The organism is Phenylobacterium sp. CCH9-H3 (assembly GCF_001557235.1).
Lineage (GTDB): Bacteria > Pseudomonadota > Alphaproteobacteria > Caulobacterales > Caulobacteraceae > Phenylobacterium.
On sequence record NZ_LSJI01000139.1, the window covers coordinates 43,856 to 69,579 of the forward strand.

The following is a 25,724-nucleotide window of genomic DNA, read 5'->3' on the forward strand; positions in this document are numbered from 1 at the left end:
GTACCCCTGCGCCAGCTTAGCCGCCGACCGGCGACAGGCGCGGGGAGAACGCATGGCTCGGAAGAGCGCTCAAGGCGCCGCCGACAGGGCCCGTATGGCGCAGTGGCTGTTCGACAACAGCCGCGACCTCATGCAGGTCGTCGCGCCGGATGGAACCCTGCTGCAGGTCAACCAGGCCTGGGCCGACTTCACCGGCCTGAGCCAGGACGAGCTGGTCGGCCGGTCGGTCTTCGACTTCTGCCATCCCGACGAGATCGCGGGAATCCGCTCCCGCGCCGACGTCGCCCATCCCGGCGACGTGAGCGAGGCGGAGGTGCGCCTCAAGGACCGGCACGGCAGGTGGCGCTGGGTCGCCGCCCGGCGCCAGGTCATGGAGAACGGCGCCCACATCGGCAGCATGCGCGACGTCACCGACGAGCGGGCCTATCGCGAGGAGAGCGAGGAGGCCCGGCGGACGCGCAAGGCGCTGGGCGCCGCCGCCGGCATCGGCGTCTGGGAGTTCGACCCGCGCAAGGGCGTGATCTGGTGGTCGGACGAGATCATCGAGTTGGTCGGCCTGGACCCCGCCGAATGGACCGCCGAGCGCTTCTACCAGATCGTCCATCCCCGCGACCGGGCGAAGATGGCGCAGATCATGACCGACGCCGTGGAAAACGGCGGCGACCTCCGCATCGAGCACCGCATTCGCGCCCGCGACCGCTGGTTGACAATGCGGGTCACGGTCCGCACCGAAAGGATCGCGCCGGGGCTCCACGCCCTGAAGGGGATTTCGGAGGACATCACCGAGCTGGCGCAGGCGCGGGACGCGGCCCGGAAGGGCGAGCAGACGGCCCGCAAGGCCCGTCGCGAGGCCCAGGCCCTGGCCGGACGCCTGAACCTGGCGCTGGAAGCCGCCGAGGCCGGCGTCTACGAGATCGATCACATCGGCAAGACCTTCTGGTGCTCGCCGGAGTTCGAACGGATCACCGGCCGCAAGAACTCGAACTACGAGGAGGCCACCCAGCTTCGCTATCCCGGCTTCCACGTGGACGACCTGCCGCACGTGCGCGCCTCGTTCCGCGCCCTGCACCGCGGGGACAAGAACTCAGGCGAAAGCTTCGAGGCTCGGATCGTGCGGCCGGACGGCAGCGAGCGCTGGGTGCGGGTGTTCCACCACCTGGTCACGTCGCGGAACGGCCGCTGGCTGAAGGCCGTGGGCCTGGTGCAGGATTGCGACACACTCAAGCGCCAGGAGATCGCGCTGAAGGAGGCCCAGGCCGCCGCCGAAGCCGCCGCCGAGGCCAAGGCCGCCTTCCTGGCCAATATGAGCCACGAGATCCGCACGCCCATGAACGGCGTGATGGGCGTGCTGCACCTCCTGAAGAACGAGCGGCTGACCGACGACGGGCGCGGCCTGCTCCGCGAGGCCCTGTCCTGCGGCCAGATGCTGGCCGAACTGCTGAACGACGTCATCGACTTCTCGAAGATCGAGGCCGGGCGCCTGGAGCTGGCCTGCGAGCCGGTGGATCCGGCGATGCTGGTCGAAGGCGTGGTGCGCCTGCTGGAACCCCAGGCCAAGGCCAAGAACCTGCAGCTGCTGGTCGACGCCGACCCGGCGCTCGGGTGGGTCAGGTCCGATCCCGTCCGCCTGCGCCAGGCCCTGTTCAACCTGGTGGGCAACGCCGTGAAGTTCACGGAAGCCGGCCGCGTGGTGGTGCGCTGTCGGCGTCCCGAGCCTGGCGTGCTGCGCTTCGAGGTCGAAGACACCGGGGTGGGCATCCCGGAAGCCGCTCAGGAGCGGCTGTTCGAGCGGTTCAACCAGGCCGACGCATCCACGACCCGCAGGTTCGGGGGCTCTGGCCTGGGACTGGCGATCACGCGGCGGCTGGCCGAGATGATGGACGGCGACGTGGGCTTCACGTCCCTCGAAGGCCAGGGCTCCACCTTCTGGATCGAGGTGCGCGCCGAGGTCGCCGAAGCCCAGGTCGAGGCGGCCGAGGCCCTGGACACCCTGCTGGACGGCGTGCGCGTGCTGGTCGTCGAAGACAATCCCACCAACCGGCTGATCGCCACCAAGCTCCTGGAAAACCTGGGCGCGGCGGTGGAGACGGCCCCCGACGGCTATGCGGGGGTGGAGGCCGCGGCGCAGGGCGGCTTCGACCTGATCCTCATGGACATCCAGATGCCCGGCATCGACGGGGTTGAGGCCGCGCGCCGCATCCGCGCCCTGGGCGGCGCCCCGGCCGCCACGCCGATCGTGGCCCTGACCGCCAACGTGCTCGCCCACCAACGACAGGCCTATCTGGACGCCGGCATGGACGGTGTCGTGGGCAAGCCCATCGCGCCCGGACTGCTGCTGGCCGAGATCGCCCAGGCCGCCGCCAACCGCGACGTGCCGGACGGCGAGGCGGACACCGCGGCGGCGTAGTCAGCCTAGCTTGCGCTCCCGGGCCAGGATCGCAAGCTCGGTGCGGGATGACACCGCCAGCTTCTCGTAGATGTTGTGCAGGTGCATCTTCACCGTGCCTTCCGAGATTCCCAGATTGCGCGCGATCTCCTTGTTGCGGCGCCCCTGCGCCACGTGCCGCACGACGTCGGTCTCGCGCGGGGTCAGGGCGATCGGTTCGGCCTTGGGCGGCTCGGCCAGTATGCCGATGACCTGCGCCATGGCCTCCTTGTCGATCCACTGCGAGCCGGACGCAACCGCTTCGGCCGCACGCACCAGGATGTCCGCCCCGGCGCCCTTGAGGATCAGGCCGTCGACCTTGAGACGGATCGCCTCGACGATCGGCTCCGGCTCCAGACCCGCCGTCAGCAACAGGATCTTGGTGGGCCATCCTTCGGCCCGCGCCTGGGCGAGCAACTCCAGTCCCGTCACGCGCGGCATATGCACGTCCAGCACCGCCAGGTCCGGCGCGTGCTCCTGGATCGCGTGTCTGGCCTGAAGGCCATCCTGGCAACGCGCGAGGACCGCGAAGGCCGGCGGGCGGAAAAGGCCGGCCACGGCGTCGAGCATCAGGGGATGATCGTCGGCCACCACCACGGTCGTCATCAGGCGGTCCCCAACGGCATGTCGATCGCAACGGTCGCCCCATTGGGACTCGACCGCAACTCCAGGCGCCCCTGCAGCGCCCGGACGCGCTCGTGGAGCGAGCTGGGGGCGCCGCCCGACCGCTCGATCTGCTCCGCCGGCATCACGCCCTGGAACTCAAAGCCGCGGCCGTCGTCCTCGATGCGCAAGCCGAGGCGTGTCCCGCCCGCTTCGGCGAGCACGCGCACGCGCCCGGCTCCGCCGTGGCGGACCGCATTGGCCACCGATTCCCGGACGATGCGGCCCAGATCATAGGCGAGCCGGCGTGGCACGGTGAGGTCAGGAGGCTCGACCGCAGCGGATACCTCGATCGTCCAGTATCGCGACAGGCGGTCAGCCAACTGGCCCAGCTCCGGGCCGAGGAGCTGGTCGGGCGCCAGCCGCTCGCTGCGCGAGGGCCGCAGCGTGGAAATGAAGCCGCGCAGTTCGTGCTGCTCGTCGGCGATCGCCTGCCGCAGGGTCGCGATCCGGGCCCGCGCTTCCTCGGGCAGATCCATGCGGGTCAGGCCGTCGATCTGCAGACCGGCGCCCGCGAGGAACTGAAGCACGCCATCGTGCAGATCCCGGGCGAGGCGGACCCGGTCCTCGGCCGCCGCAGCCAGGCGGAGGGTGCGCTGAGTGTCCCAGCGCTCCAGCGCCACCGATACCTGGGCGCTCACCATGGCCCCAACCGCGAGGTCCTCGTTGGCAGGTTCGTCATGATCGAAGATCAGGACCCACCCCGACAGGTTCGGCGTGAAGGCCGGGACGACCAGCGCGCGGTCGAAGGTGGCCTGCGAGACCAGGGCCTCGGCGATCGGCCTGGAAGGGCCGGTCACGACGCGCCCGCCTTTGCGCATCAGTGTGGTTCCGCTGGCCCGATGGAAGAGGAAGACCCTGTCCGCCGCCTCGGGCGCCACCCAGTCTTCGCCGCCGGGCTTGAGGTCCCTGGTTTCGAAGTGTTCGCGGTTCAGCAGCGTCAAGGTCGCGTTGGGCTCGTCCTGCTCCTCCCAGAGGAACATGCCGCGCTCGGCTCCGAACACCCACAGTGCGTGGCGCAGGCACTCGCGGATCGGCGGCCCGCCGTCCGGCTCCGGGTCGACCTCCGCAAGCGGATCGGAGAGGCGCGAGAGTTCGTCCACCACCCTTTCGACGTGCCGTCCGAACGCCATCAGCATGACGAAGACCACCATTGTGTAGCCGAGACGCAGCACGAAGACCTGAGCGGCGCCCACCGACCGGTCGTGCCCGAACATCACCTGCCACCCTGCGGGCGCGAAGGCGAGCAGGGTAAGGAGTCCGGCCGTCAGGGCGCCCCGCGACCCCCATTGGATTGTCGCGCCCAGAATGAGAATGATGAACGGGCTGAAGAACGGGCTGTCCGCGCCGCTGGTGAGATACAGCAGTACGGTGATCAGGGCGAAGTCCACAGCCGCCAGAAAGATCGCGGCCTGCGCGAGCCGATAGACCAGCAGGCGGTTGCGGCTGGCGCCCAGCACCAGCAGGCTCCAGGCGAGGTTGGCGAACAGCAACAGGACGACGATCCGGTCGCCGAACTGCGAGGCCCTGTCGCCGAGCAGGAACGACGCCAGCATGAACAGCGCCAGCACGGCGCGGCCCGTGGCCACCACGCGACCGCTGCGCACCGAGAAGAGATGGCCGCCGTTCAAAGGCCCTGTTCCGCCGTTTCCAGGGCGCGTGCGTCGAACGCGGAGCCCATCCCTTGAACCCAATATTCCGGATCGAGCCGAGCGGCGACACCTGACCAAAGGATAGGGGCGCCCCCCTACCGTCAGCCCGGATTGTTGCACTGCACCGCAACGGCCTAGTTTCGGACCACCGGCGGACCGTTCTCACGCGCCGGCACGGAGTTCGAGCATGACGTTCCTGCGCACCGCCCTGACGGCCCTTTCCGCCGCGATCGCCATCGTGGCGACGCCCGTCTTGGCCGCCACGCCCCTCAAGCCGACGCTGTCCTGGCAGACGGCCAGCACGCCGCTGCCGGCCGACATGTTCATGATCGACAACTTCGATGCGCCGATCACGGCCGGGTTCACGTTCACAGGCGGGATGATCCGCCTGGGTTCGCAGGGAACGCAGACGAATGTGTCCGTCCCCCCGCCCGGCGATCTCACCAAGTACGTGACGATCCTGGGCGGCAAGTCGGCGACCCTCACGTCGGTCAAGCCGCTGAGGAAGCTCAGCCTCTACATGGGCTCGCCCGACAGCTACAATTCCATCCGGTTCATCGGCGAGGGCTACGATTTCACCCTGCAGGGCTCACAGCTTTGGCAGCCGCTCTCGGCGACGCTGGGCGACCCGGCTTGGGGCCGGCGGCTGACCTACGACTTCGGCAGCTTCGGCGTGACGCAGGTCGTGTTCGCATCGGCCCGCAATTCGCTGGAGTTCGACGATCTGGCCGGCGCATTTCAGGCGGCGCCCGTTCCCGAACCGGCTAGCTGGGCCCTGATGATCTTCGGTTTCCTTGGCTCGGGCGCGATGCTCCGACGCCGTCAGCAGGCGGCCCACCTGGCCTGACCGGCCGCGGCGCGCGCCGTCTTGCCACCCTCCACGCGTCCGGTAGGGTCCCGCGCTTCGTTGCGTTGGGGACCACCATGGATCGCAGGCTCTTCCTCCAGGGCGCCGCCGGGGCGGCGCTCGTCACCGCCCTGCCGGCGCAGGCGCAGGGCCAGGCCGAGGACCAGAAGCTACGGGCGCTGCTGGACCGGTTCTGGGAGGAGCAGATCGACGAGGCCCCCGAAGCCGCCACCAGCCTGGGCCTGGACGTGGGCGCCCGGGCGGGCTTGCGGGCCAGGCTGAGCGATTATTCGCCGGCCGGGCGGGACGCGATGTTCCAGCGGACCAAGGGGCGGCTGACGCGGCTGAAGGCCATCGACCGCGCCCGCCTCGGTCCCGCCGCGCAGATCGACTACGACGTCGTGCGCTACCAGTACGAGACGGCGGTGAACGGCGGCGAGCGGTTCCGCTTTGGCGAAGGCGCATCGGCGAGCTTCTCGTACGCGCCCTACTCGCCCTATGTGGTGAGCCAGCTTTCCGGGCCGTACCAGGCGCTGCCGGACTTCCTGGATTCCAAGCATCCCGTGGCCACGGCGGCCGACGCCGACGCCTATCTGCAGCGCCTGCGGGGCTTTGCGGCGGCTCTGGACGCCACCACCGCCAGCCTGAAGGCCGACGCGGCGCGCGGCGTGCTGACGCCCGGGTTCCTGCTGGAGCAGACGAGCGCCCAGCTCGGCAAGCTGGCGGCGTCGGACGGCCTGTCCACGGCGTTTGCGAAGAAGGCGGCCGCGGCGGGGATCGCGGGGGACTGGAAGTCCCGCGCCGACGACATCCTGGCCAAGGCCGTGCGGCCCGCCGTCGAGCGCCAGAAGGCGGCCGTGGACGCGCTGCGCAAGACGGCCAGCGACGATGCCGGCATCTGGAAGATCCCCGACGGCGAGGCCTACTATGCCGGCGCGGTGGCCTACCAGACCACCACCGCGCTCAAGCCCGAGGAGATCCATCAGCTCGGCCTCGAGCAGGTGAAGGCGCTGACCGCCCAGATCGACACCCTGCTGCGCGCCGAGGGGCTGACCGGCGGCACGGTCACCGAGCGGCTGGTGGCGCTAAACCACCGGCCGGACCAGCTTTATGCCAATACCGACGCCGGCCGCGCCGAACTGCTGGCCTATCTAAACACCCGGGTCGCCGACATCGAGACGCGGTTGCCCCAGGTGTTCGCCACCATCCCGAACGCCCCGATGGAGATCGTGCGGGTGCCGCCCGCAATCGAGGACGGCGCGGCCAACGGCTACGCCCAGGGCGCTTCGCTGGACGGCAAGCGGCCGGGGCGGTTCTACATCAACCTCAAGGATACGGCCGAGTGGCCGCGCTATTCGCTGCCCAGCCTGGCGTTCCACGAGGCCTATCCGGGGCACCTGTGGCAGGGCGCCATCGCTCAGCAGTCGACGGACATCCCGATGCTGCGGCGGCAGGGCGGGGGGTTCTCGGCCTATGGCGAGGGCTGGGGCCTCTACGCCGAGCAGTTGGGCGACGAGCTGGGCTGCTACGACGCCGACCCGCTGGGCCGGATCGGCTATCTGCAGTCGATCCTGTTCCGGGCGGTGCGGCTGGTGGTGGACACCGGGCTGCATGCCAAGCGCTGGAGCCGGGAGAGGGCCACGAACTACATGGTCGAGGCCACGGGCCGGCCGCGGGGCGGCATGCAGCGCGAGATCGACCGCTACTGCGTGTGGCCGGGCCAGGCCTGCAGCTACAAGGTGGGCCACAACGAGTGGGTCCGGCTGCGCGAAGACGCCCGCACGCGCTTGGGCGAACGCTTCGACATCAGGCAGTTCCACGAGGTTCTGCGCCGCGGGCGCATGCCGCTGGTGGTGCTGGAGCGGGTGGTGAAGACGACGCTGGTATGACGGCGAAGTTCCGCGCTAGACGGGATCGCACAAGTCCTTGGGGAAGGAAGACAAAGTATGGCGGAGATCGCCGCGACGGACGCTGGCCGCAAGCCGACGTCGCTACGCACCGTGGTGGCCGCCTCGGCCGCCGGCACGACCTTCGAGTGGTACGACTTCTTCGTCTTCGGAAGCCTGACCGGCGTCATCTCCAAGACCTTCTTCACCGGACTGCCCGAGACGGCCGGCCTGGCCGCGGCCCTGGCGCTGTTCGGGGCCGGGTTTCTGTTCCGGCCCTTGGGGGCGCTGGTGTTCGGCCGCATCGGCGACAAGGCGGGCCGCAAGGGGGCTTTCCTGGCCACGGTGCTGCTGATGGGCGGCGCCACGGTCGCGATCGGCCTGCTGCCCAGCTACACCCAGGCGGGCATCATCGGGCCGGCGCTGCTGATCCTGATGCGGATCATCCAGGGCTTCGCCCTGGGCGGTGAGTACGGCGGGGCGGCGATCTATGTGGCCGAGCACGCGCCGGCCAACGGTCGCGGCCGGGCGACGAGCTGGATCCAGACATCGGCGGCGTTCGGCTTGTTCGGGGCGCTGATCGTGATCCTGCTGACGCGCCTGGCGGTCGGCAACGAGGCGTTCGACGCCTGGGGCTGGCGGGTCCCGTTCCTCTTTTCCGGCGTGCTGCTGGCGATCTCGATCTGGATGCGCCTGAAGCTGACCGAGAGCCCCGAGTTCGCCAAGCTGAAGGCCGAGGGCAACGAGACCAAGGCGCCGTTCAAGGAAGCCTTCGGCCACTGGCCGAACCTGAAGCTGGTGCTGATCGCCCTGGTGGGCGTGATGTTCGCGCAAGGCGCCGTCTGGTACACGGCCTTCTTCTACGTGCAGACCTTCATGGAGCGGTTCCTGAAGGTCCCGCCCGAGACGATCAACCTGCTGATGCTGTCGGCCACCGCGGCCAGCGCGGTGCTGTATGTCTTCTTCGGGTGGCTTTCGGACCGGATCGGCCGCAAGGCGGTGATGCTGTTCGGCATGGTGCTGATGACGGCCGCCTACTTCCCCGGCTTCCAGATGTTGTCGAAGACGCTGAACCCGGCGCTGGCCGAGGCCCAGGCCGCAACGCCCGTGGTGGTGATCGCCGATCCCGCGGACTGCTCGGTGCAGTTCGATCCCGTCGGCAAGGCCAGCTTCGTCTCCTCGTGCGACATCGCCAAGTCGACGCTCGCCAACGCGGGGGTGTCGTATCGCAACGAGGCCGGCGCCCCGGGCCAGCCGGCCCTGGTGCGCATCGGCGCCCAGACCATCCCGTCCACCAGCGCCGAAGGCCGGTCGCCGGCGGTCGCCAAGGCGGTGAAGGCCAGCGTCGAGACCCGGCTGAAGACGGCGCTGGCCCAAGCCGGCTATCCGGCCAAGGCCGACCCCGCGCGGATGAACCTGTTCGGCGCCTTCGGGGTGCTGCTGGTGTTCGTGACGGCCGCCACGGCGCTCTACGGGCCGATCGCCGCCTGCCTGGTGGAGCTGTTCCCGACCCGGGTGCGCTACACGGCCATGTCCCTGCCCTACCACATCGGCACCGGCTGGGTCGGCGGGTTCGTGCCCTTCACCGCCTTCGCCATCGTGACCACGGTGGGGGACCTTTATTCCGGCCTCTGGTACCCGCTGGCGTTCACGGCGATCTCGATCGTGGTCTGCCTGATCTTCCTGCCCGAGACCAAGGGCAAGCCGCTCTCATAGCTGGCCGCAGGCCAGTTTGGGGAACCGCAGAAAGGCGCAGAAGGGACTCGAGCTCTTCTTCCGCGTCTTCTGCGCTTTCTGCGGTTTGAATCTTAGGGCTTCGCTGGACCGTCGAGGTCGGCCAGCTTGGCGTAGGACGGCTGCGTTGTGGCCTGCAGCTTCTTCGCCACCGCCTCAGCCTCGCGCAGGGCGCGCAGGACGTTGCCGCCGGCCAGCTTGCCCAGGTCCTCGTCGGACCAGCCGCGGCGGGCCAGTTCGGCCAGCAGGTCGGGGAACTTGTCCACCCCCTCCAGGCCCACCGGCGTGTCGCCGATGCCGTCGAAGTCCGAGCCGATGCCCACGCAATCCACGCCACAGACCTTGGCCAGATGCTCCACGTGGTCGGCGACCTGGGCCAGGGTGGCGGGCGGGCCGGGATTGGCCTTGTCCCAGGCGTCCATGGCTGCCTTGGCCCGCTCCGGCTGGCCGATGTAGAGCCCGCCGAACGGGGGTGAGTTGTACCGGGCCTGCTCCGCCGAGCGGTCGGCGGCCCAGCGGTTGCGCGCCTCGGACACGTAGGTCGTGGCGAAGTTGACCATGACCACGCCGCGGTTCGCCTTCACCAGCGCCAGCACCTCGTCCGAGACGTTACGGGCGTGGTCCGCCACGGACTTGGCCCCGGAGTGGGAGAAGATCACCGGCGCCTGGGTGGCGGCCAGGGCGTCCTTCATCGTCTTCTCCGAGACGTGGCTGAGGTCGACCAGCATGCCCAGCCGGTTCATCTCGGCCACCACCGCCTTGCCGAAGGGAGTCAGGCCGTTATGGGTGGGATTGGCCGTGGCGCTGTCGGCCCAGCGGTTGTTGATGGCGTGGGTGAGCGTCATGTACCGGGCCCCGGCGGCGTACATCTGGCGCAGCACCGGCAGGCTGTCGTTGATCTGGTGCCCGCCCTCGATGCCGATCAGCGAGGCGACCTTGCCGGCCTTGTGGACGCGGACCACGTCGTCGGCGGTGTAGGCCATCTCGAACACGTCGGGATAACGTGTCGCCATACCCTTCACGATGTCGATCTGTTCCATCGTCATCTGCACGGCGATGGGGCCGTCATACTGCGGGGATATGAATACAGACCAGAACTGGCCGCCGACCCGGCCCTTCTTCAGGCGCGGGATGTCGGTCATCAGGCCGATGGAGCCCGGACGGGGCCCCTTGAGCTGGGAGGTGTCGGAGCGCAGGTCGATCTTGCCGACGTCGCCGCCGGCCCGGCCCCGGATCTCGCCCGGCAGGTCGTTGTGGCCGTCGATCAGCGGCGTCCTGGCCAGCACCCTGTCGACCCGCGCGGCGATCTTGGGATCGACCGTCTGAGCCCCCGCCGAGCCGGCCCACGCCAGCACCGCCATCGCGGCCCCGCAGGCCGCCGCCCTTTTCAACGCCATCGGAATACGCCCCTCGATCCAGACCACCAGCATGCAGAGGTCGCCGGGCCGGTCAACGCGCGGCCGGCCCGGCGAGCATCAGAACTCCGTCGACAACGTCACCTGCACCGTCCGCCGCGGCCCCGGGCGGAAGAAGGCCGGCGTGTTCACCGTGGTGCTGATCGTGCCGAGGTAATCCTCGTCCAGCAGGTTGTCGACATTGACCCGGGCCTTGACGTTCTTGAGGTAGCCCCAGTCCACCCCGTCGCCCAGGTCGAGGTAGGCGGCCAGGATGGTGTAGCCGCCCGTCGCCTCGGTGTTGGTGAAGTTGGTGTAGCGCTTGGAGATGGTCCGCGCCGACAGGTTGAAGATCGCCCCCTGGACCGGCTCGAAGGTTACGCCGCCCTGGAACAGCCATTTCGGGAAGTCGGGCACCTTGTTGCCGGCGATCAGGAACGTCGAGAAATTGTCTTTGAATTCCGAGATGTTGTACGAGACGTTGGCGTTGAAATAGACCTTGCCGCCGAACAGCTCGGGCTTCCACTGGCCGCTGAACTCGGCGCCCTTGGCCTCCACCGCCCCCACGTTCTGGAAGAAGGTTTCGGTGGTGGTGCTGCCGGGCACCGGCGAGGCGAAGGACTGCAGCCGGTTGTCGAACTTGGTGAAGTAGGCGACCAGCGAGGCGTTGAACGTCGGCCGGTTGGTGCGCACGCCCAGCTCGTAGTTCTTGGCCTTCTCGGCGTCGGGGCCGGGCGCCAGGGGGCTGGCCGCCGAGAAGATGTCGTCCGCGCCGCGCGGCAGGGCCATGTTCTCGGAGTAGGAGGCGAAGACCTGGTCGCGGTCGGTGACCGACCACACCGCGCCGACCTGGGGCAGGAAGTAGTCCTTCCAGCTGTCGGTGATGGTGGGGGTGCGCCGGTTGATGAAGTCGGCGGGGTTCCGGTAGCCGCTGATCTCGTAGTCGATGTCCAGGCCCTTGAAGCCCACGTCGACCTTCAGGCGATCGTCCAACAGGCTGATGGTGTCCTTGACGAAGACCTGCAGGGTCTTGCGGTTCGAGGTGTAGTTGCGCTGCAGGTGGACCGGCTCGTTGAAGAGCGGCGCGCCGTCGGGGTGACCGTTTTCGACGTTATAGCGCTGCTGGGTGCGGTGATAGTCGTCGTCCTCGTACCAGGCGCCGGCCTGGATCGTGTTGATCCCCCAACGCCAAGTCAGATTGCCGGTCACGCCCTTGCGCGTGCCGTCGATGGTGGACAGGCCATACTGGATGCCACGCGGCGCGAAGAGGCCCGGCACGATCAGGCGCTCGGCGTTGTGGTTGGCCAGCGAGGTCGCGTAGGCCTCGGGCGAGACGCCGTAGCCTTCCTTGTCCTCGTAGTAGCCCGTGACGGAGACGTCGACCGCCTCGCCCAGCGGCGTCTTCAGCGTCAGGGCGTAGAGGTGGTCCTCGCGGCTGTTGATCGCGAACTTGTAGTACTGGCTGTAGTTGCTGTTCGAGTACGGCACCCCCGCCGCGGTGATCGGCAGGGACGTGGCCGTGGCCGCCGAGCCCAGCGCCCCGGGGACCGGGATGTAGCCGAGGTAGGCGAAGTCCCGCCCGCTGCGGCCGAAGATGTCCCCTGCCGTGCCGGCGTACTGGGCCTTGGTGATCGAGGGGCTGTCGTAGTCGAAGTACTTGTTGTGGACGGTCTGGAAGGTCACGGAGCCTTCGCCGAACCGGTAGCGGAGCTGGCCTTCGTAGTGGTCGCGGTCGATGGTGCCGGGCCCGCGCCACAGCTCGCCGGAGACGGTCGAGAAGCTGCCGAAGGCGGAGAAGCCGTTGTGCTCGCCGGTATCGAGGCGGACGAAGGCGCGCAGCAGCTCGTCGCTGCCGCGGCTGTAGCTGACGCGACCGCCGAACTCTTCGGCCGGCCCGCGGCTGATGTAGCTGACGATCGGGCCCAGCGAGGCGTAGCTGGCGAGCGACACGTCGCCCGAGCCGGCCGACGCGGTCACCCGGGCCAGGTTCTCGTTGTCCACGTAGCGATAGATCGGCGAGCCCCCGAACTGGTCCGAACGCCCCATGGGCACGTCGTCCAGCAGGAAGCCGATCTGCTGGAAGTTGAAGGCCCGGACGGAGACGGAGTTGCCGAACTCGTACATGCCGAGGGCGTCGTTGGCCTGGACGTTGAAGCCCGGCAGGCTCTCCAGCATCTTCAGGCCGGTGATGCCCGCCGGCGCCGACAGCAGGGCGTCGCTGGTGATCGAGACCGTGGCGGTGGCGTGGTCCGTGCCGATGGCGACCGTCGCCTCGGACACCCGCGAACCGGTGACCACCAGCTCCTCGATCTCGGGCGGGCGGGTCTGAGCCGTCGCCTCCGAGGCGGCCAGCGCCCCGAGCAGCGCGCCCACGCTCACCAGCCGCCGCGCCGCATATGCCTTGAACGTCATATCCATCGCCCCCTCGCGCTTGTTGTCTCAGGGGACAAGGGGTGAGGCCTCGCCATTGCGACAAGGACATGACGGCCGGTCCGCGCCGAAAAAGGCACGGTCGGTCGCTGATGAGCAAGAGATGACCGGCGGGCGCCGCGTTCGTTGGCGCCCGCGACTTCAGGAGGCGATCGGCAGGATCTCGGTCGTGACGCCGGCGGCTTGCAAGGCGGCCTGTTCGGTGCGCCAGGACGAGCCGGTGATCAGTCGCGCGACCGTCAGGCCTTCGGCGGCGAACCCGGCCAACTGGTCGTGGGTGCGCCCCTCGAACCGCTCGGCGTCGCGCCGGGCCAGGCTGAGGACGTCGGGGTGGGCTTCCGGGTCGCAGACCAGCACGTCGGCGGCCGCCAGCGCCCGAACCGCCCGCAGGGTCAGAAGGTCGGCGGGACCGCGGGCGTCAACGTACTGCACCCGTCCCGCCAGGGTGGGCGTGTCGAACAGGGCGGCGCGGAGGCGCTCGCGCGCGCCGTCCATGTCGCCCTCCATGGCCGCCTCGGCGGCGGGGCCGGCCAGGGCCGCGCGCAGGAAGCGCCGGCGGGCGTTGGCGTCGGGGAGCGCCCCGCGCACCTCGTCCTGCATCGAGCGGAAGAGGGCGGCGATCCGGCCCGTTCCCTCGGGCACGCGCGCCTCGATGTCGTGGCGGAGCATGGTGGCCAGCATGGGCGAGGCGCCGCCGGTGCCGATGGCGGCCACCACCTCGCCGCGGTCGATGACCGCCGGGGTCGTGAAGTCGCAGAGGGCCGGCCGGTCGACGACGTTCACCGGCACGTTCGCGGCGCGGGCGGCCTCGGCGGCCGCCTCGGCCCACCGGTCGTCAGCGGCGGCGACGAAAGCCAGGGTCACGCCCGCGTATGAGCGAGGATCGAGGGCGTCTGCGCCGGTCAGCCGCAGCACCGTCGCGGGCGAGCCTTCGAACAGCCGCGCCTTGGCCTCCGCCCCCTCGCCCTCGCCCGCGATGGCCACCGAGCGGCCGGCCAGCGGAAAGAAGGCGGGGAAGGCGTCCATGCCTACTTCAGGGTCTTGAGGTAGCCGATGATGGCGGCGCGGTTCTCGTTGTTGGCCACCGAGATCATCATCTTGGTGCCGGGCGCAAACGCCGTCGGGCTCTTCAGATAGGCGTCGAGGTTGGCGTCGGTCCAGGTCCCGCCCTTGTTCTTCAGGCCGGTCGAATAGGCGAACGGACCCTCGGCGATCTTGCGCCCCGCGACGCCGGCGAGGCCGGGCCCCATGGGCGAGCCGCCGTGGCACATCTTGCACTGCATGTTGAACAGCTGCTGGCCGTCGGCGGCCAGGGCCGGCGCGGCGGCGAGCGAAAGGACCAGAGCGGCGGCGGCGACGCGAAGCATGGAGTCTCCTGAAGTTCGTAGGGCCGGTACGGATTACCTGTGAGCGTCTTCCCAAGCCAACGCGGGAATTTACGACGCGGTCTGAACAACGTTAGGATCGAAGCCAAATCAGTCGGACGGAGCGGCCTCATGGCGACTACGGTGGATGTGAACGGACGGCCCCTGAACGTCAACTCGCCGCCGGACACGCCCCTCCTTTGGGTGCTGCGAGATGAACTGGGCCTGACTGGAACGAAATACGGTTGTGGCATCGCCCAATGCGGGGCCTGCACCGTCCTGGCGGACGGCCAGCCCATCCGCGCGTGCCAGACGCCGATTTCCGCGATCGGCGCCGCGAAAATCACCACGATTGAGGGTTTGGGGGGCAATCACCCGGTCCAGCAGGCCTGGGTGAAGCTGGACGTGCCGCAGTGCGGCTACTGCCAATCCGGCCAGATCATGAGCGCCACCGCCCTCCTGGCGTCGAACCCGAGCCCCGACGATGCGGCGATCACAGGGGCGATGGACGGCCACATCTGCCGCTGCGGGGCCTATCAGCGCATCCGCGCCGCCATCAAGGAGGCCGCAGCCATGCCGGCCGCCACCCCGGCCGACCCTGCCGCCGCGCCCGCGGCGACTCCGGCCGCCTGAGGGAAAGCGCCATGAACAAGCCCTTCAAGGACATCGTCGCCGCCGCCAGCCGCCGGGACGTCCTGGTGGTCGGCGCCACCCTGGCCGGCAGCTCGCTGCTGGTCGGCTGTTCAATACCCGACGTGCTGTCGGCCGGCTCGAAGATCGAGGTGGGCGCATTCGGCCCCTTCCTGAAGTTCGCGCCCGACGGAACCGTCACGGTCATCTCCAAGCACATCGAGTTCGGCCAGGGGAACCATGCGGGCCTGGCGGCCATCGCCGCCGAGGAACTGGACGCCGACTGGAGCCGGGTGAAGGTCGAGCAGGCCGCCGCCAACGCCAAGCTCTATGGCAACGTCAACATGGGCGGCACGCAGGGCACCGGCGGCTCGTCGGCCATCGCCAATTCCTGGACCCAGCTCAGGACGGCGGGCGCCGCGGCGCGGGCGATGTTCGTGTCGGCGGCCGCCGCCAAGTGGGGTGTGCCGGCGTCGGAGATCACCGTCTCCAACGGCGTCATCGCGCACGCCTCGGGCAAACAGGCCGGATTCGGCGAACTGGTGGCCGACGCCGCCAAGGTGGCGCCGCCCGAGAAACCCGCGCTGAAGGATCCCAAGGCCTTCACCCTGATCGGCACCGACCGGGTGCGCCGCAAGGACGCCCAGGCCAAGAGCGACGGCACGGCCCGCTACACCCAGGACGTCCGGCTGAAGGACATGCTGGTGGCGATGGTGGCGCACGCGCCGAAGTTCGGAGCCAAGGTGAAGTCCTTCGACGCGACCGAGGCCAAGAAGGTCCCCGGCGTGGTCAATGTGTACGAGATCCCGACCGGCGTGGCGGTGGTGGCCAACTCCACCTGGGCGGCCAAGCTGGGCCGCGACGCGCTGAAGGTGGAGTGGGACGAGTCCAAGGCCGAGACGCGAGGCTCGGCCCAGCTTCTCCAGGAATTCAAGGACCTGGCGTCGGGCAAGACCGCCGCGCCCGACGATGAGAAGACCGGCTGGAAAGGCTTCGATTCCAAGGGCGACGCCGCGAAGGCGGCGGCCGGGACTGCGGCGGTCGAGGCGGCCTACGACTTCCCCTACCTGGCCCACGCCACCATGGAGCCGATGAACTGCGTGGCCATGGTGGGCAAGGGCCCGACGAAGCTGATCTTCGGCTCGCAGACGCCGACGCTGGACCAGCTCAACACGGCCCGGGTCGTGCTCGCCCTTCCCGGCTCGGTGGAGATCGAGACCCTGTTCGCCGGCGGCTCGTTCGGACGGCGGGCGACCTTCCAGTCGGACTACGTGGTCGAGTGCGTCCACATCGCCAAGAAGGTGGGCAAGGGCCGCCCGGTGAAGCTGGTCTGGACGCGGGAAGACGACATGCGCGCTGGCTACTACCGGCCGCTGGTGCACCACGCGGTTCGGGTGACCACGGACGCCGAGGGCTTCCCGGCGACCTGGCGGCACCGGATCGTCACCCAGTCGATCATGAAGGGCGCGCCGCCCGGATCGCCCGGCGGCGGCGGCATCGACTTCACCGCGGTCGAAGGGGCGATGGGCTCGCCCTACCTCAAGGCCACGCCGATCGTCGACGCCCAGCTCATCACGCCGGACGCGGGCGTGCCGGTGCTATGGTGGCGCTCGGTCGGCGCCACCCACACGGCCTATGTGATGGAGCACACCATCGATCAGCTCGCGAAGAAGGCCGGCAAGGATCCGGTCGACTATCGCCGGGCCCTCTATCAGAAGGCCGGGGCGACCCGGCACCTGGCGGTGCTGAACCTGGCGGCCGAGAAGGCCGGCTGGACCACGCCGGCGTCGGACGGCTGGACCCGGGGCGTGGCGGTGCACGAGAGCTTCGGCTCGGTGGTGGCCCAGATCGCCGAGGTGAAGCTCGAGGACGGAACGCCGAAGGTCGGCCGCGTGGTCACGGCGATCGACTGTGGGACGGCCATCTCGCCCGACCAGATCGCGGCGCAGATGGAGGGCGGGACCTGCTATGGCCTGTCGGCGGCGCTGTTCGGGAACATCACCCTTGCCGACGGCGCGGTGGATCAGGCGAACTTCGACACCTACCGGGTGCTGCGGAACTCCGAGGCGCCGACGGTGGAAACCTACATCGTGCCGTCCAATGCGCCGCCCAGCGGCGTGGGCGAGCCCGGCACGCCGGTGATCGGCCCCGCGGTCGCCAACGCCCTGCTCTCCATCACGGGGCAGCCGGTTCTCAGCCAGCCGTTCGTGAAGACCTGAGGCGGCCGCCCGGCTGTGGAACGAGCTGTGCGGTTCCCAATGAACCAATCACGGTTTCGTGCGCTTCTGTCGGGCAGACTACTCAGGAGAGACCCATGCGTATCGCGACCCTTGCCATCGCCGCCCTCGGCGCGATGAGCCTCGCCGCCTGCAGCCAGCCGGCGGAAAAGGCCGCTGAAGCCCAGGCCGACGCCGTCGAGGCCAAGGCCGAAGCCGCCGCCGACCAGATGGGCGCCCAGGCCGACGCCATGAAGGCGAACGCCGAGGCCGCCGCCGACGCCATGGAAGCCAAGGGCGAGGCCGCGGCCGAGAGCCTGGAAGCCAAGGCCGAGGCGACCGAGGAAGCGGCGGAGAAGAAGGCCGACGCCATCGAGGACGCCGCCCGGAAGTAGGCCGTCTGCGGGACGGAACGGAAAAGGCCCCTTGGCTCAGCCGAGCTTCGGGGCTTTTTTCATGAGGCGCGCCACGTCGGTCCGGGCGCGCCGCCAACCCAGCCAGACACCGGTCGCGACGCCGGCGCCTGCGAAGACCAGCAGGACCACCATCCCCGCGGCCCAGCCCGGGCCCCGATCGAAACCGCGGACGACGTCGAGGCGGTGCAGGCCCTCGAACAGCCAGCGGCCCGCCTTGCGCGGCCCATCCACCCGGGCCAGCACCGCGCCCGAGGCGGGGTCCAGATAGAAGCGGACGCCGTCCGCTAGCTCGACGCGGTAGGCCGGCAGGACCACGGGTTCATGGTGGCCATAGTAGTAGGCGTCCTCCCGATCGATCAGCTCGGCCCGCTGCGCCGGCCCCAGGCGCATGGCGGCCTGCGCAAGCGTGGCAGGGACCAGGGGCGCGGGACGCCCGTCCGCGTCCAGGCGCACGCCGTCGGCCATCAGATACAGCCGGCCTTCCAGCGGCGCCGCCACGAGCCGCCGCGGGCTGACCCCGGCGGCCTTCGCCCCCTCCACCGCAAGCTTCAGATCGCCGAAGGACACCGGGCCGGCCATCTCTTCGGACCGGCTGTCGGGCCGGCTTTCGAACAACCCCCAGGGGTTCATGGAGAAGAGGCCGCTCGCCACCCAGGTCAGGGCCAGGACTCCCGCGGCCAGGCCCGTGAGGTGATGCCAGGCCATGAGCCCGCGGTAGGGCGTGAGCCGCGCGTCGCGCCAGGGTCGCCAGGCCACGAGGCCGAGATAGATCCCCGTGACGGTCAGGAACACGCCGGTCACCGACGTCCAGATCACCACCTGGGTCCACAGTCGAACGTCGGTCCGCAGGACCTGAGGATAGAGCCAGTGGGGGATCGGCCCCAGCCAGTTCAGCAGCTTTTCCCGCGCGTTCACGGCCTGGGACACCGCGCCTGTGCGCGCCGAAACATAGACGTCGGTCCGGGCGGGATCGTCGAAGCGGAACAGGTGGAACGGGCGTCTGCGGTCGAAATAGCCGGTCACCGTCCACTGGTCGCGCTGGACCAGGGCGGGCGCGCCGGCGCGGCCTGCAACGCCGTGCGCGGCGGCATAGGCCTGGGCCACCTGCGCCGCGGCCTCGGGCGACACCTGCTGGATCATACGTCCCGTCGCCAGGTCCAGCGCCTGGCCGTCGAAGCGCAGCACCGGCCGGCCGGCGAGGTTCTCCACGCTTGCCGCCTGGACCTGGAGCACGTCCTGGGTGTCGCCGAAGCTGCAGCACCGCGCCCAGGCGATCGGCGGCAGGCCGGCTTCGCGCTCGGCGTCGGTCACCTCCGGCCAGTGGACGAACAGCATCACCACGCCGCTGGCGAACCAGAGCAGCATCAGGAGGCCCATGACCACGCCGACGTAGCGGTGCAGGACCACCAGCCAGCGGGGAGCCCAGGGCTTGCGGACGGGGCGCGGAGGGGCGTCAGAAGCTATAGGCATAGCTCACGTGCAGGGTCCGGGGCACGCCCAGGAAACGATAGAGGAAGCGCTGGGTCGAGAGGTCCACGAGCGCCGAGTTCACCCGCGTGGCGTAGTCCTCGTCCAAGGCGTTCTCCAGGCGCGCGGTGACGCGATGGCGGCGCGCCGGATCCAGGAAGACGTGGGCGGCCAGGTCGACCACGACGTAGTTCCCATAGTTCACGCGCCCGAAGCCGCTGACGGTCTGATGGATGTCGCCGGTCCACAGCAGGGTCGCCGAGGCGCCGACCGGCAGGCTCGCCGGATCGTAGGCGAGCGAGGCTTTGGCCTGGTGCTCAGGGATGCGATCGAACTGGCGGCCGGCGCCCTCGGCCCGGGTGCGGGTGTAGGCATAGGAGGCGCGGGCCGTGACCCCCTCCGCCAGCCTCGCCGAGCCGCTGAGCTCCAGGCCACGGGTGCGCACGCGCTGGTCGACGTTGACGTAGAGGCCCTCCGGGAAGGCCGGCCGGTCGTAGACGTCGACGATCAGGTCGTCGATCCGGCGGGCGAAGCCGGTCACCTGCCAGGTGAAGCGGCCGGCCTGGCCGCCGATCGCGAGACTGCCGCCCAGGCTGTCCTCGGGCTTGAGGTCGCGATTGCCGGCCGCGGAGAAGGGGTCGAAGGCGTAGAGCTGTTCGGCGCTGGGCAGGATGAACGAGGTTCCCGCGGACCCCTCCAGATAAAGCGCCGGGGTCGCATCCCAGCGGCCCGACAGGTTCCAGACCGCCTTGTCTCCGCCGCCCGTCCGGTTGAAACGGACGCCCGCCGCCAGATGGGCGTTGCGGATCAGCTCGTCGGTGGTGCGCACCTGGGCGACGGCCGCATGCACCTTCTCGGTGCGGGGCGCGATCAGCAGCACCTCATCGCGGCCGTTGAAGTTCTGGAAGTCGTAGCCGAGCTGGTATTCCAGGCCCCGGTGCAGGTTCAGCTTGGCCAGGACGCTGACGCCATAGTCCTCGTAGCCCCAGTAGGTCAGGTCGTCGACGATCACCGGCGGGCCGGCCGGCTGGCCGGGGACGTTGTTGACCGTCGAATAGACGCTGTCCCAGTCGTGATAGTAGCCCTTCACCGAGAGCCGCACCTGCTCGCTTGCGGTCCAGTCCAGGCTGACGCTGGCGATCTCCTCGTCCCGGTCGTTGAACGACAGGCGGGTCAGGCGGGGACCCGGATAGTCCAGATGCGCGTCGGTGTGCTGATAGTAGAGGTTGGCCGAGAGGGACGGCGCCAGGTCGAAGCCCAGCTTGCCGCCGAAGCTGACCACGTCGTAGCCGCGTTTGCGGGCGGTGGAGCTTGGCTGGAAGACGTCGAAGGTCTTGTACCCCTCGGCCTCGTCCTTCGAGACCCAGGCGACGAACCGGCCCGGGCCCGCCGGGCCGCGCACCATGGCGCTGGCGTGGACGCCCTGGTTGGTGTCGCCGCCGACCGTGAGGTTTCCGCCCAATTCGTCGGCGTAGGCGCGGGTCACCACGTTGATCACCCCGGCCGCCGCCTGCGTCCCGTAGAACAGGCCCTGGCCGCCCTTCAGCACCTCGATCCGCTCGATCATGCTGGCCGGCAGGGTGTCGGCGGGACTGGTCGAGGTGTAGAGCCGATTGTTGATCCGAACGCCGTCCACCAGCCAGAGCACGTCGCCGGTGCGTGAGCCCTGCAGCGAGATGTCGACGTAGCTGAACGGTCCGTTGCGGGGCGAGACGAACAGGCCGGGGGTCTGCATCTGCAGGGCCTGGGACACATCCACGTAGGCGTTGCGGCGGACCGTCTCGGCGCCGATGACCTCCAGGTCGCCGCCGTATCGCGAGAGCTCCTGCGGCAGGCTCTCCTCCAGGCGGGCGGTGACCACCACCTCGCCCACGTCGGCGGCGCGCGCCGCCCCCGTCAGCGCCGTCATCGCCGCGCCCAGCAGCCAGATTCTCCGCATTCGCATCGCCCCTCGGCCGCCCCGCGATCTACCGCGGCGTCACCTGCCTGGGCCGCCGATAGCGGGCTCGGGGGCAGCGGGCCCGTACTTTACCGTTTTCAGGCCCGTTACAGGGGGTTACAGGAGACGTGGGAGTCGAAAGTCGGGTATGAACGGACAGCGATCCGAAGCCATGGCGGCGCAGGTGGCGCGGGTTCGCGAGAGCGGAATCCTGGGCCGCAGCCATGGCCTGGCGCGGCTGTTCGACTACCTGGCGGATCCGACCCGGGACGGCCGCACCCTGCGCGAAGCCGATGTGGCCCACGACGTGTTCGGACGCGAGCTGGACCTGTCGGGCGACGCCTCGGTGCGGGTCTATGTTCACCGCCTGCGCAAGAAGCTGGACGAGTTCTACGCCGGCCCCGGCGCGGGCGAACCCTACCGGCTGGCCATTCCCGTCGGGGAGTATCGGCTGGACCTGGTCGGAACGCCGGCGCCGGCGGAGCCTCCGCGCTCCGCGCCAAGGCCGCGCCGGCGCTGGGCGGCGCCCGCGCTCGCCGCGGCCGTGGCCCTGGCGGCCGCCAACATCGCCGTCTGGGTCTTCCTGGCGCGGGAGATCGGCCCCACGCGCGACCTGGCGCGAGCGGCCGCCTCGCCCCTCTGGGCCGGGATCGGGCGCGAGCGGCAGGTGATCGTGGTGGTGGGCGACTACTACATCTTCGGCGACACCGACCATGGCGAGGGCCCCAGGCGGATGATCCGGGCGTTCGAGATCAACTCGCCGGCCGACCTGGACGCCTGGCTGATGGACAACCCGGAATTCCAGGGCCGTTACGTCGACCTCGACACCTACTACACGCCGGTGGGCGCGACCCTGGCCCTGCGGGAGATCATGCCCCTGGTGCGCCAGGCGGCGGGGGGCGCGGACCGGGTCCGCGTCACCACCGCCTCGCACCTGACGCCCGAACTGATGAAGAGCGCCGACATCGTCTATGTGGGCTATCTCTCCGGGCTGCGCATCCTGCACCAGCCGGTGTTCGAGCGTTCCCGTTTCGCCATCGGCTCGACCTATGACGAACTGGTCGACCGCGCGACCGGTCAGACGTTCGTCTCGGGCGCCGGCGCCGCGTCGGCCAACCGGCCCAATCGCGACTATGGCTACCTGGCCGCCTTCCGCGGCCCGGCCGGCAACCGGTTCCTGATCGTGGCCGGCGCCCGCGACATCGGGGTGATGCAGATGGCCGAGGTGGCGAGCGACCCAAAGACGCTCGGAGCGCTGACGGCTGGACGGGACGCCCCTCTGGAGGCCCTCTACGAGGTCGACGGCGTGGGCCGCACCGCCCTGGGGGCCCGGCGGGTGACGGCCTCGCGCTGAACTTCCAGGCCCCGCGGCCGTTTTTGACGGAGAGATCGCGAAGGAGGCCGCCATGACCGCCAGGAAACCCGAGCACCCGCTCATTCCCGCCGACCGCGTCAACGGCACGGACGTCGTCAGCAAGGCCGGCGACAAGCTGGGCAAGATCGAGGATGTGGCCATCGAGAAGGTCTCCGGCGAGGTCGCCTATGCGATCCTTTCGTTCGGAGGCCTGATGGGCCTGGGCGCGCGCTATCACCCGGTGCCGTGGCGCCTGCTGAAGTACGACGTGGACAGGGGCGCCTATGTGATCCCCCTCGACAAGGCCGACCTCGAGACGGCCCCGACCATCGACGAAGCGGAGCTGTCCGGCTGGAACGACAGCGTCAGCCGGGACGCGATCTTCGGCTACTACTCAAGCTATGGCGTCGGCCCGTACTGGGGCTAGAAGCGCCTTCAGCCACTGTTCAGGCGCCACGCGAGAAGGTGATGCGCCTCGTCCCGCCATAGCCCACCAAGCGCCTGAAGCCTGATGCATAGACTGACCTTCGCGACTGCGGCGATCATCGCCTTCGCCACCGCTGCACAGCCCGCAAACGCCGAGACCCGCGGCGTGGCCGCCGCCTTCGGCAACACGGTCAAGGCGCTCTATCCCGACGGCAAGCACCAGTGGCTTTGGTTCAAAGCCGACGGCACCTGGGAAGCGTTCGGCCGGCGCGGAAAATGGTCTTCCGGGAAATGGTCGGAGAAGGATGCTGGCAAGGTCTGTCTGAAGCAGGCCCGACCGATCCCGATCCCCTTCAGCTATTGCACCGACTTCCCCGCCAACGGCGGCGTGGGCGCGGTCTGGACGTCGAAGAGCATGGAGGGCGACCCGATCAAGGTGACCGTCGTACGCGGAATTCAGCGTCCGGCGACCGCAGCGGCGGCAGGCCCCTAGTCGGCGGTCTGGAACGCGTCGTCGCGCATCCATTGCTCGGCGACGGCCCGGGTGACCGACTGCATGAAGGCCAGGCGCTCGGGCACGGGCTTTCGCGTGCGCCGCATCATCACCGCGACGGCATAGACGTGGCCGTCTGGGGCGGTGATCAGCCCGACGTCGTTGATGCCGACCGACGCGCCGCGGAAGTCCTGACCGGTGCCGGTCTTGTGCGCGATCGTCCACCCGGCAGGCAGGCCGCCCTTCAGGCGCCGGGGGCCGGTGCGCGCCTGGGTCATCAGGCCGATCAGCCACTCGGTGGATCGCGGAGAGAGCAGCTCTCCACGGGACAGCGCCGCCAGAGCGGTGGTGATCTCGCCCGGCGCCGCTCCGTCCAGCGGCTGGGCAAGGTAGGCGTCCATCGCCGCCTGGCGCGTGGCCATCGGCAGCGCTTCGCGCGCGGCCTGGAAGTTCCATCCGATCCCATAGTCGGCCTGCCAGACGAGGCCGGCGGTAAGCGCCTGCAGGTCGCGTTCGTAGGCGCCGACCTTGACGCCGGTCAGGCCCATGCCCTCCAGCGTGGCGGCGACGCCGTCCGGCCCGCCCAGTTCGCGCATCAGCTTGTCGTTGGCGGCGTTGTCGCTTTCCACCAGGGCGCGGCGTAGCAGGTCGGAGATCGGGGTCGCGTAGCCGCCGGTCCCTATCCGGTAGGACACCGGCTGGTAGAAGACCGAGCGGTCCTCGCCGGTCAGCGTGACCCAGCCGTAGGGGTCGAGCCGGCCCTCGTCGGCCGCCTTCATGACGGCGATCGCGACCCACAGCTTCGAGACGCTCTGTTGCGGATAGGGCCGTTCGTGGTCGACGCCGGCGGTCCAGCCCTCGGCCACATCGGTGACCGCGACGCCCACCTCCTCGCCATAGGCGGCGGCCAACTCATCGAGCCGGGCCTGCAGGGCGGCGGGCGCGGGCGGGGCCTGCTTGCGCTGGATCTCCAGCCGGGCGGCCGTCAGCGGGGCCGAGGCGAGCCGGACGGCGCGATCCGCGGACACCAGTCCCCCAGCGAGGGCCGCGGCGGCCACGAGGCCGCCGAGGACGACGGCCCGGCCGCTTCGGAAATATCGCACCCACTGCGCCATACGGGCGGAACGCTCCAGCTACTCAGTCGTGCGCGTGGCCGTGGTGATGACCGTGCGCCTCGCCGCTCTCGCGGACTTCGACCGTCACATGGGAAAGCCCGGCCAGTCCAGCCAGCCGGGCGCGGTAGGTCGCCACAGGCTTGGGATCGGCCGCCGCGATGACCGCGATGACCGCATGGTGCCCGGGACCAAGGCGCCAGAGGTGCAGGTCGATCACCCGCTCGCCCTCGTCGGACAGCCGGCGGCGCACCTCGGCGGTGAGTTCAGGCGAGGGATTGATGTCCACCAGCGCGGCGCCGGCCTTGCGCAGCAGGCTCCAGGCGAACTGGGCCACCAGGAAGGCCGCCAGCAGGCCAGCCAGCGGATCGGCGAAGCCCAGGTCGAGCCACTGCCCCGCCCCGATCGCCAGCAGCGCCAGGACCGAGACGGCGGCGTCGGCGCTGAGATGCAGGTGCGCGGCGGACAGATTCAGGTCGCCCTGCGGGTCGTTGCGAGAGGCGGACACCCCGGTGGGCTTGAGCAGCCAGATGCAGACGAGGTTCACCACCAGGCCGCCGGCAGCGATCGGCAGGGCCCCGTGATAGTCGACCGTCTGCGGGTTCGCGAGCCGCATGATGCTCTCGACCCCGATCAGGATGGCGGTGACCGCCAGCACGACCGCGTTGGCGAAGCCTGCCAGGTAGCCGATCTTCCCGGTGCCGAAGCTGAAGGCGGGGTTGTCCGCGTGGCGGCGGGCCAGGGCGTAGGCGGCGGCCGCGACCAGCAGCGCCGCCACGTGCGCGGCCATGTGCAGCCCGCTGGCCATCAGGGCCATGGACCGGGTGGCGGCCCCGCCGGCCACCAGGGCGGCCAAGGTCGCGGCGCAGATGCCGGTGACGATCCACGTCCGTCGCTCGTTCCGGCGATGATCCGCGCCCAGATAGGTGCGGTCGTCGCGGAAGGCGTCGAGCGGCTCGGGTCGTTCGGCGGTCGTCATGTGTTACTTTATAACATCAAGTTCAGAGAACACTAGCGCGCAATCGGGCCCCCTGGGAACCGCCTCGCCCGCCAGAACGGCACTTCATAAGTCACGCCATGCCGCTTACATGACGGGCATGAGCGAGACCCTCTCCACCAAGATCCCCGTTACCGTACTGACCGGCTATCTCGGCGCGGGCAAGACCACGCTGCTGAACCGCATCCTCTCCGAGGACCACGGCAAGAAGTACGCGGTCGTCGTCAACGAGTTCGGCGAGGTGGGGATCGACAACGACCTGATCGTCGGGGCCGACGA

General features: G+C 69.8%; 21 protein-coding genes. 11 read left to right on the plus strand and 10 right to left on the minus strand.

Going from position 1 to position 25,724, the window contains the following annotated elements; translation table 11 throughout:
• The first annotated feature begins 52 nt into the window (after positions 1–52).
• Positions 53–2,407: a PAS domain-containing hybrid sensor histidine kinase/response regulator gene (locus AX721_RS13285; protein WP_082765782.1), complete on the plus strand. Its 2,355-nt coding sequence runs from the start codon at positions 53–55 to the stop codon at positions 2,405–2,407.
• Here the strand turns inward: AX721_RS13285 and AX721_RS13290 are convergent, their stop codons facing one another.
• Positions 2,408–3,031 carry a response regulator transcription factor gene (locus tag AX721_RS13290; protein ID WP_068876476.1) on the minus strand — a complete coding sequence of 208 codons (624 nt, stop codon included), beginning with the start codon at positions 3,029–3,031 and terminating at the stop codon, positions 2,408–2,410.
• Entirely contained in the window at positions 3,031–4,659 is a 1,629-nt protein-coding gene (locus AX721_RS13295) for a histidine kinase (RefSeq protein WP_156467163.1), read from the minus strand. The genes AX721_RS13290 and AX721_RS13295 overlap by 1 nt, the downstream gene beginning before the upstream one ends.
• Positions 4,660–4,927: 268 nt before the next feature.
• Between AX721_RS13295 and AX721_RS13300 the strand changes: the two genes are divergently transcribed.
• From AX721_RS13300 to AX721_RS13310, 3 genes are all read left to right on the plus strand, one after another.
• Entirely contained in the window at positions 4,928–5,587 is a 660-nt protein-coding gene (locus tag AX721_RS13300) for a PEPxxWA-CTERM sorting domain-containing protein (RefSeq protein WP_068876478.1), read from the plus strand.
• A 77-nt stretch (positions 5,588–5,664) separates the two neighbouring features.
• Positions 5,665–7,476: a DUF885 family protein gene (locus tag AX721_RS13305; RefSeq protein WP_068876479.1), complete on the plus strand. Its 1,812-nt coding sequence runs from the start codon at positions 5,665–5,667 to the stop codon at positions 7,474–7,476.
• Positions 7,477–7,533: 57 nt separating this feature from the next.
• Entirely contained in the window at positions 7,534–9,189 is a 1,656-nt protein-coding gene (locus AX721_RS13310) for an MFS transporter (protein WP_068876480.1), read from the plus strand.
• Between the two features lie 92 nt (positions 9,190–9,281).
• Here the strand turns inward: AX721_RS13310 and AX721_RS13315 are convergent, their stop codons facing one another.
• The 4 genes from AX721_RS13315 to AX721_RS13330 all read right to left on the minus strand — a co-directional run bounded on the left by AX721_RS13315 (position 9,282) and on the right by AX721_RS13330 (position 14,398).
• The gene (locus tag AX721_RS13315; RefSeq protein WP_231733448.1) at positions 9,282–10,637 is read right to left on the minus strand and encodes a dipeptidase; all 1,356 of its coding nucleotides are present in this window, start codon (positions 10,635–10,637) and stop codon (positions 9,282–9,284) included.
• 45 nt (positions 10,638–10,682) lie between these two features.
• Positions 10,683–13,013, minus strand: a complete 2,331-nt coding sequence (locus tag AX721_RS13320; RefSeq protein ID WP_231733447.1) for a TonB-dependent receptor — start codon at positions 13,011–13,013, stop codon at positions 10,683–10,685.
• 159 nt (positions 13,014–13,172) lie between these two features.
• Complete coding sequence (locus AX721_RS13325) at positions 13,173–14,057, minus strand: bifunctional precorrin-2 dehydrogenase/sirohydrochlorin ferrochelatase (RefSeq protein ID WP_068876482.1); 885 nt, start codon at positions 14,055–14,057, stop codon at positions 13,173–13,175.
• A 2-nt stretch (positions 14,058–14,059) separates the two neighbouring features.
• The gene (locus tag AX721_RS13330) at positions 14,060–14,398 is read right to left on the minus strand and encodes a cytochrome c family protein (RefSeq protein WP_068876483.1); all 339 of its coding nucleotides are present in this window, start codon (positions 14,396–14,398) and stop codon (positions 14,060–14,062) included.
• 129 nt (positions 14,399–14,527) lie between these two features.
• Here AX721_RS13330 and AX721_RS13335 point away from each other — a divergent pair, with 129 nt between their 5' ends.
• From AX721_RS13335 to AX721_RS13345, 3 genes are all read left to right on the plus strand, one after another.
• Positions 14,528–15,028, plus strand: a complete 501-nt coding sequence (locus AX721_RS13335) for a (2Fe-2S)-binding protein (protein WP_068876484.1) — start codon at positions 14,528–14,530, stop codon at positions 15,026–15,028.
• 11 nt (positions 15,029–15,039) lie between these two features.
• Complete coding sequence (locus tag AX721_RS13340; protein ID WP_068876485.1) at positions 15,040–17,244, plus strand: xanthine dehydrogenase family protein molybdopterin-binding subunit; 2,205 nt, start codon at positions 15,040–15,042, stop codon at positions 17,242–17,244.
• 95 nt (positions 17,245–17,339) lie between these two features.
• Positions 17,340–17,636, plus strand: a complete 297-nt coding sequence (locus AX721_RS13345) for a hypothetical protein (RefSeq protein WP_068876486.1) — start codon at positions 17,340–17,342, stop codon at positions 17,634–17,636.
• A gap of 36 nt (positions 17,637–17,672) precedes the next feature.
• On the opposite strand, the gene AX721_RS13350 is transcribed toward AX721_RS13345, so the two are convergent.
• Together AX721_RS13350 and AX721_RS13355 are read right to left on the minus strand one after the other, a co-directional pair.
• Complete coding sequence (locus AX721_RS13350; RefSeq protein WP_082765785.1) at positions 17,673–19,127, minus strand: PepSY domain-containing protein; 1,455 nt, start codon at positions 19,125–19,127, stop codon at positions 17,673–17,675.
• Positions 19,111–21,063, minus strand: coding sequence for a TonB-dependent siderophore receptor (locus AX721_RS13355; RefSeq protein ID WP_068876488.1), 1,953 nt, complete (start codon positions 21,061–21,063; stop codon positions 19,111–19,113). The genes AX721_RS13350 and AX721_RS13355 overlap by 17 nt, the downstream gene beginning before the upstream one ends.
• Positions 21,064–21,211: 148 nt before the next feature.
• Between AX721_RS13355 and AX721_RS13360 the strand changes: the two genes are divergently transcribed.
• The 3 genes from AX721_RS13360 (at position 21,212) to AX721_RS13370 (ending at position 23,336) form a co-directional block, all read left to right on the plus strand.
• Complete coding sequence (locus AX721_RS13360; RefSeq protein ID WP_068876489.1) at positions 21,212–22,417, plus strand: helix-turn-helix domain-containing protein; 1,206 nt, start codon at positions 21,212–21,214, stop codon at positions 22,415–22,417.
• A 52-nt stretch (positions 22,418–22,469) separates the two neighbouring features.
• Entirely contained in the window at positions 22,470–22,844 is a 375-nt protein-coding gene (locus AX721_RS13365; RefSeq protein WP_068876490.1) for a PRC-barrel domain-containing protein, read from the plus strand.
• 84 nt (positions 22,845–22,928) lie between these two features.
• A complete protein-coding gene (locus AX721_RS13370) occupies positions 22,929–23,336 on the plus strand; it encodes a hypothetical protein (RefSeq protein ID WP_068876491.1) in 408 nt (135 codons plus the stop codon).
• Here AX721_RS13370 and AX721_RS13375 read toward each other — a convergent pair.
• Both AX721_RS13375 and AX721_RS13380 read right to left on the minus strand, forming a co-directional pair.
• Positions 23,333–24,439 carry a serine hydrolase gene (locus AX721_RS13375; protein WP_197422565.1) on the minus strand — a complete coding sequence of 369 codons (1,107 nt, stop codon included), beginning with the start codon at positions 24,437–24,439 and terminating at the stop codon, positions 23,333–23,335. The genes AX721_RS13370 and AX721_RS13375 overlap by 4 nt on opposite strands.
• A gap of 34 nt (positions 24,440–24,473) precedes the next feature.
• On the minus strand, positions 24,474–25,427 hold the full coding sequence (locus AX721_RS13380) for a cation diffusion facilitator family transporter (protein ID WP_068876493.1): 954 nt from the start codon (positions 25,425–25,427) through the stop codon (positions 24,474–24,476).
• Between the two features lie 118 nt (positions 25,428–25,545).
• Between AX721_RS13380 and AX721_RS13385 the strand changes: the two genes are divergently transcribed.
• Positions 25,546–25,724, plus strand: a 179-nt coding sequence (locus AX721_RS13385; RefSeq protein WP_304440891.1) for a GTP-binding protein, incomplete at its 3' end; no start/stop codon positions are given.

What these genes read in the sequence shown, in the direction of transcription:
- AX721_RS13285 (WP_082765782.1), top strand. Translation starts at nt 53, where the DNA reads ATGGCTCGGAAGAGCGCTCAAGGCGCCGCCGACAGGGCCCGTATGGCG.
- AX721_RS13290 (WP_068876476.1), bottom strand. Translation starts at nt 3,031, where the DNA reads ATGACGACCGTGGTGGTGGCCGACGATCATCCCCTGATGCTCGACGCC.
- AX721_RS13300 (WP_068876478.1), top strand. Translation starts at nt 4,928, where the DNA reads ATGACGTTCCTGCGCACCGCCCTGACGGCCCTTTCCGCCGCGATCGCC.
- AX721_RS13305 (WP_068876479.1), top strand. Translation starts at nt 5,665, where the DNA reads ATGGATCGCAGGCTCTTCCTCCAGGGCGCCGCCGGGGCGGCGCTCGTC.
- AX721_RS13310 (WP_068876480.1), top strand. Translation starts at nt 7,534, where the DNA reads ATGGCGGAGATCGCCGCGACGGACGCTGGCCGCAAGCCGACGTCGCTA.
- AX721_RS13315 (WP_231733448.1), bottom strand. Translation starts at nt 10,637, where the DNA reads ATGCTGGTGGTCTGGATCGAGGGGCGTATTCCGATGGCGTTGAAAAGG.
- AX721_RS13320 (WP_231733447.1), bottom strand. Translation starts at nt 13,013, where the DNA reads ATGACGTTCAAGGCATATGCGGCGCGGCGGCTGGTGAGCGTGGGCGCG.
- AX721_RS13325 (WP_068876482.1), bottom strand. Translation starts at nt 14,057, where the DNA reads ATGGACGCCTTCCCCGCCTTCTTTCCGCTGGCCGGCCGCTCGGTGGCC.
- AX721_RS13330 (WP_068876483.1), bottom strand. Translation starts at nt 14,398, where the DNA reads ATGCTTCGCGTCGCCGCCGCCGCTCTGGTCCTTTCGCTCGCCGCCGCG.
- AX721_RS13335 (WP_068876484.1), top strand. Translation starts at nt 14,528, where the DNA reads ATGGCGACTACGGTGGATGTGAACGGACGGCCCCTGAACGTCAACTCG.
- AX721_RS13340 (WP_068876485.1), top strand. Translation starts at nt 15,040, where the DNA reads ATGAACAAGCCCTTCAAGGACATCGTCGCCGCCGCCAGCCGCCGGGAC.
- AX721_RS13345 (WP_068876486.1), top strand. Translation starts at nt 17,340, where the DNA reads ATGCGTATCGCGACCCTTGCCATCGCCGCCCTCGGCGCGATGAGCCTC.
- AX721_RS13350 (WP_082765785.1), bottom strand. Translation starts at nt 19,127, where the DNA reads ATGCCTATAGCTTCTGACGCCCCTCCGCGCCCCGTCCGCAAGCCCTGG.
- AX721_RS13355 (WP_068876488.1), bottom strand. Translation starts at nt 21,063, where the DNA reads ATGCGGAGAATCTGGCTGCTGGGCGCGGCGATGACGGCGCTGACGGGG.
- AX721_RS13360 (WP_068876489.1), top strand. Translation starts at nt 21,212, where the DNA reads ATGAACGGACAGCGATCCGAAGCCATGGCGGCGCAGGTGGCGCGGGTT.
- AX721_RS13365 (WP_068876490.1), top strand. Translation starts at nt 22,470, where the DNA reads ATGACCGCCAGGAAACCCGAGCACCCGCTCATTCCCGCCGACCGCGTC.
- AX721_RS13370 (WP_068876491.1), top strand. Translation starts at nt 22,929, where the DNA reads ATGCATAGACTGACCTTCGCGACTGCGGCGATCATCGCCTTCGCCACC.
- AX721_RS13380 (WP_068876493.1), bottom strand. Translation starts at nt 25,427, where the DNA reads ATGACGACCGCCGAACGACCCGAGCCGCTCGACGCCTTCCGCGACGAC.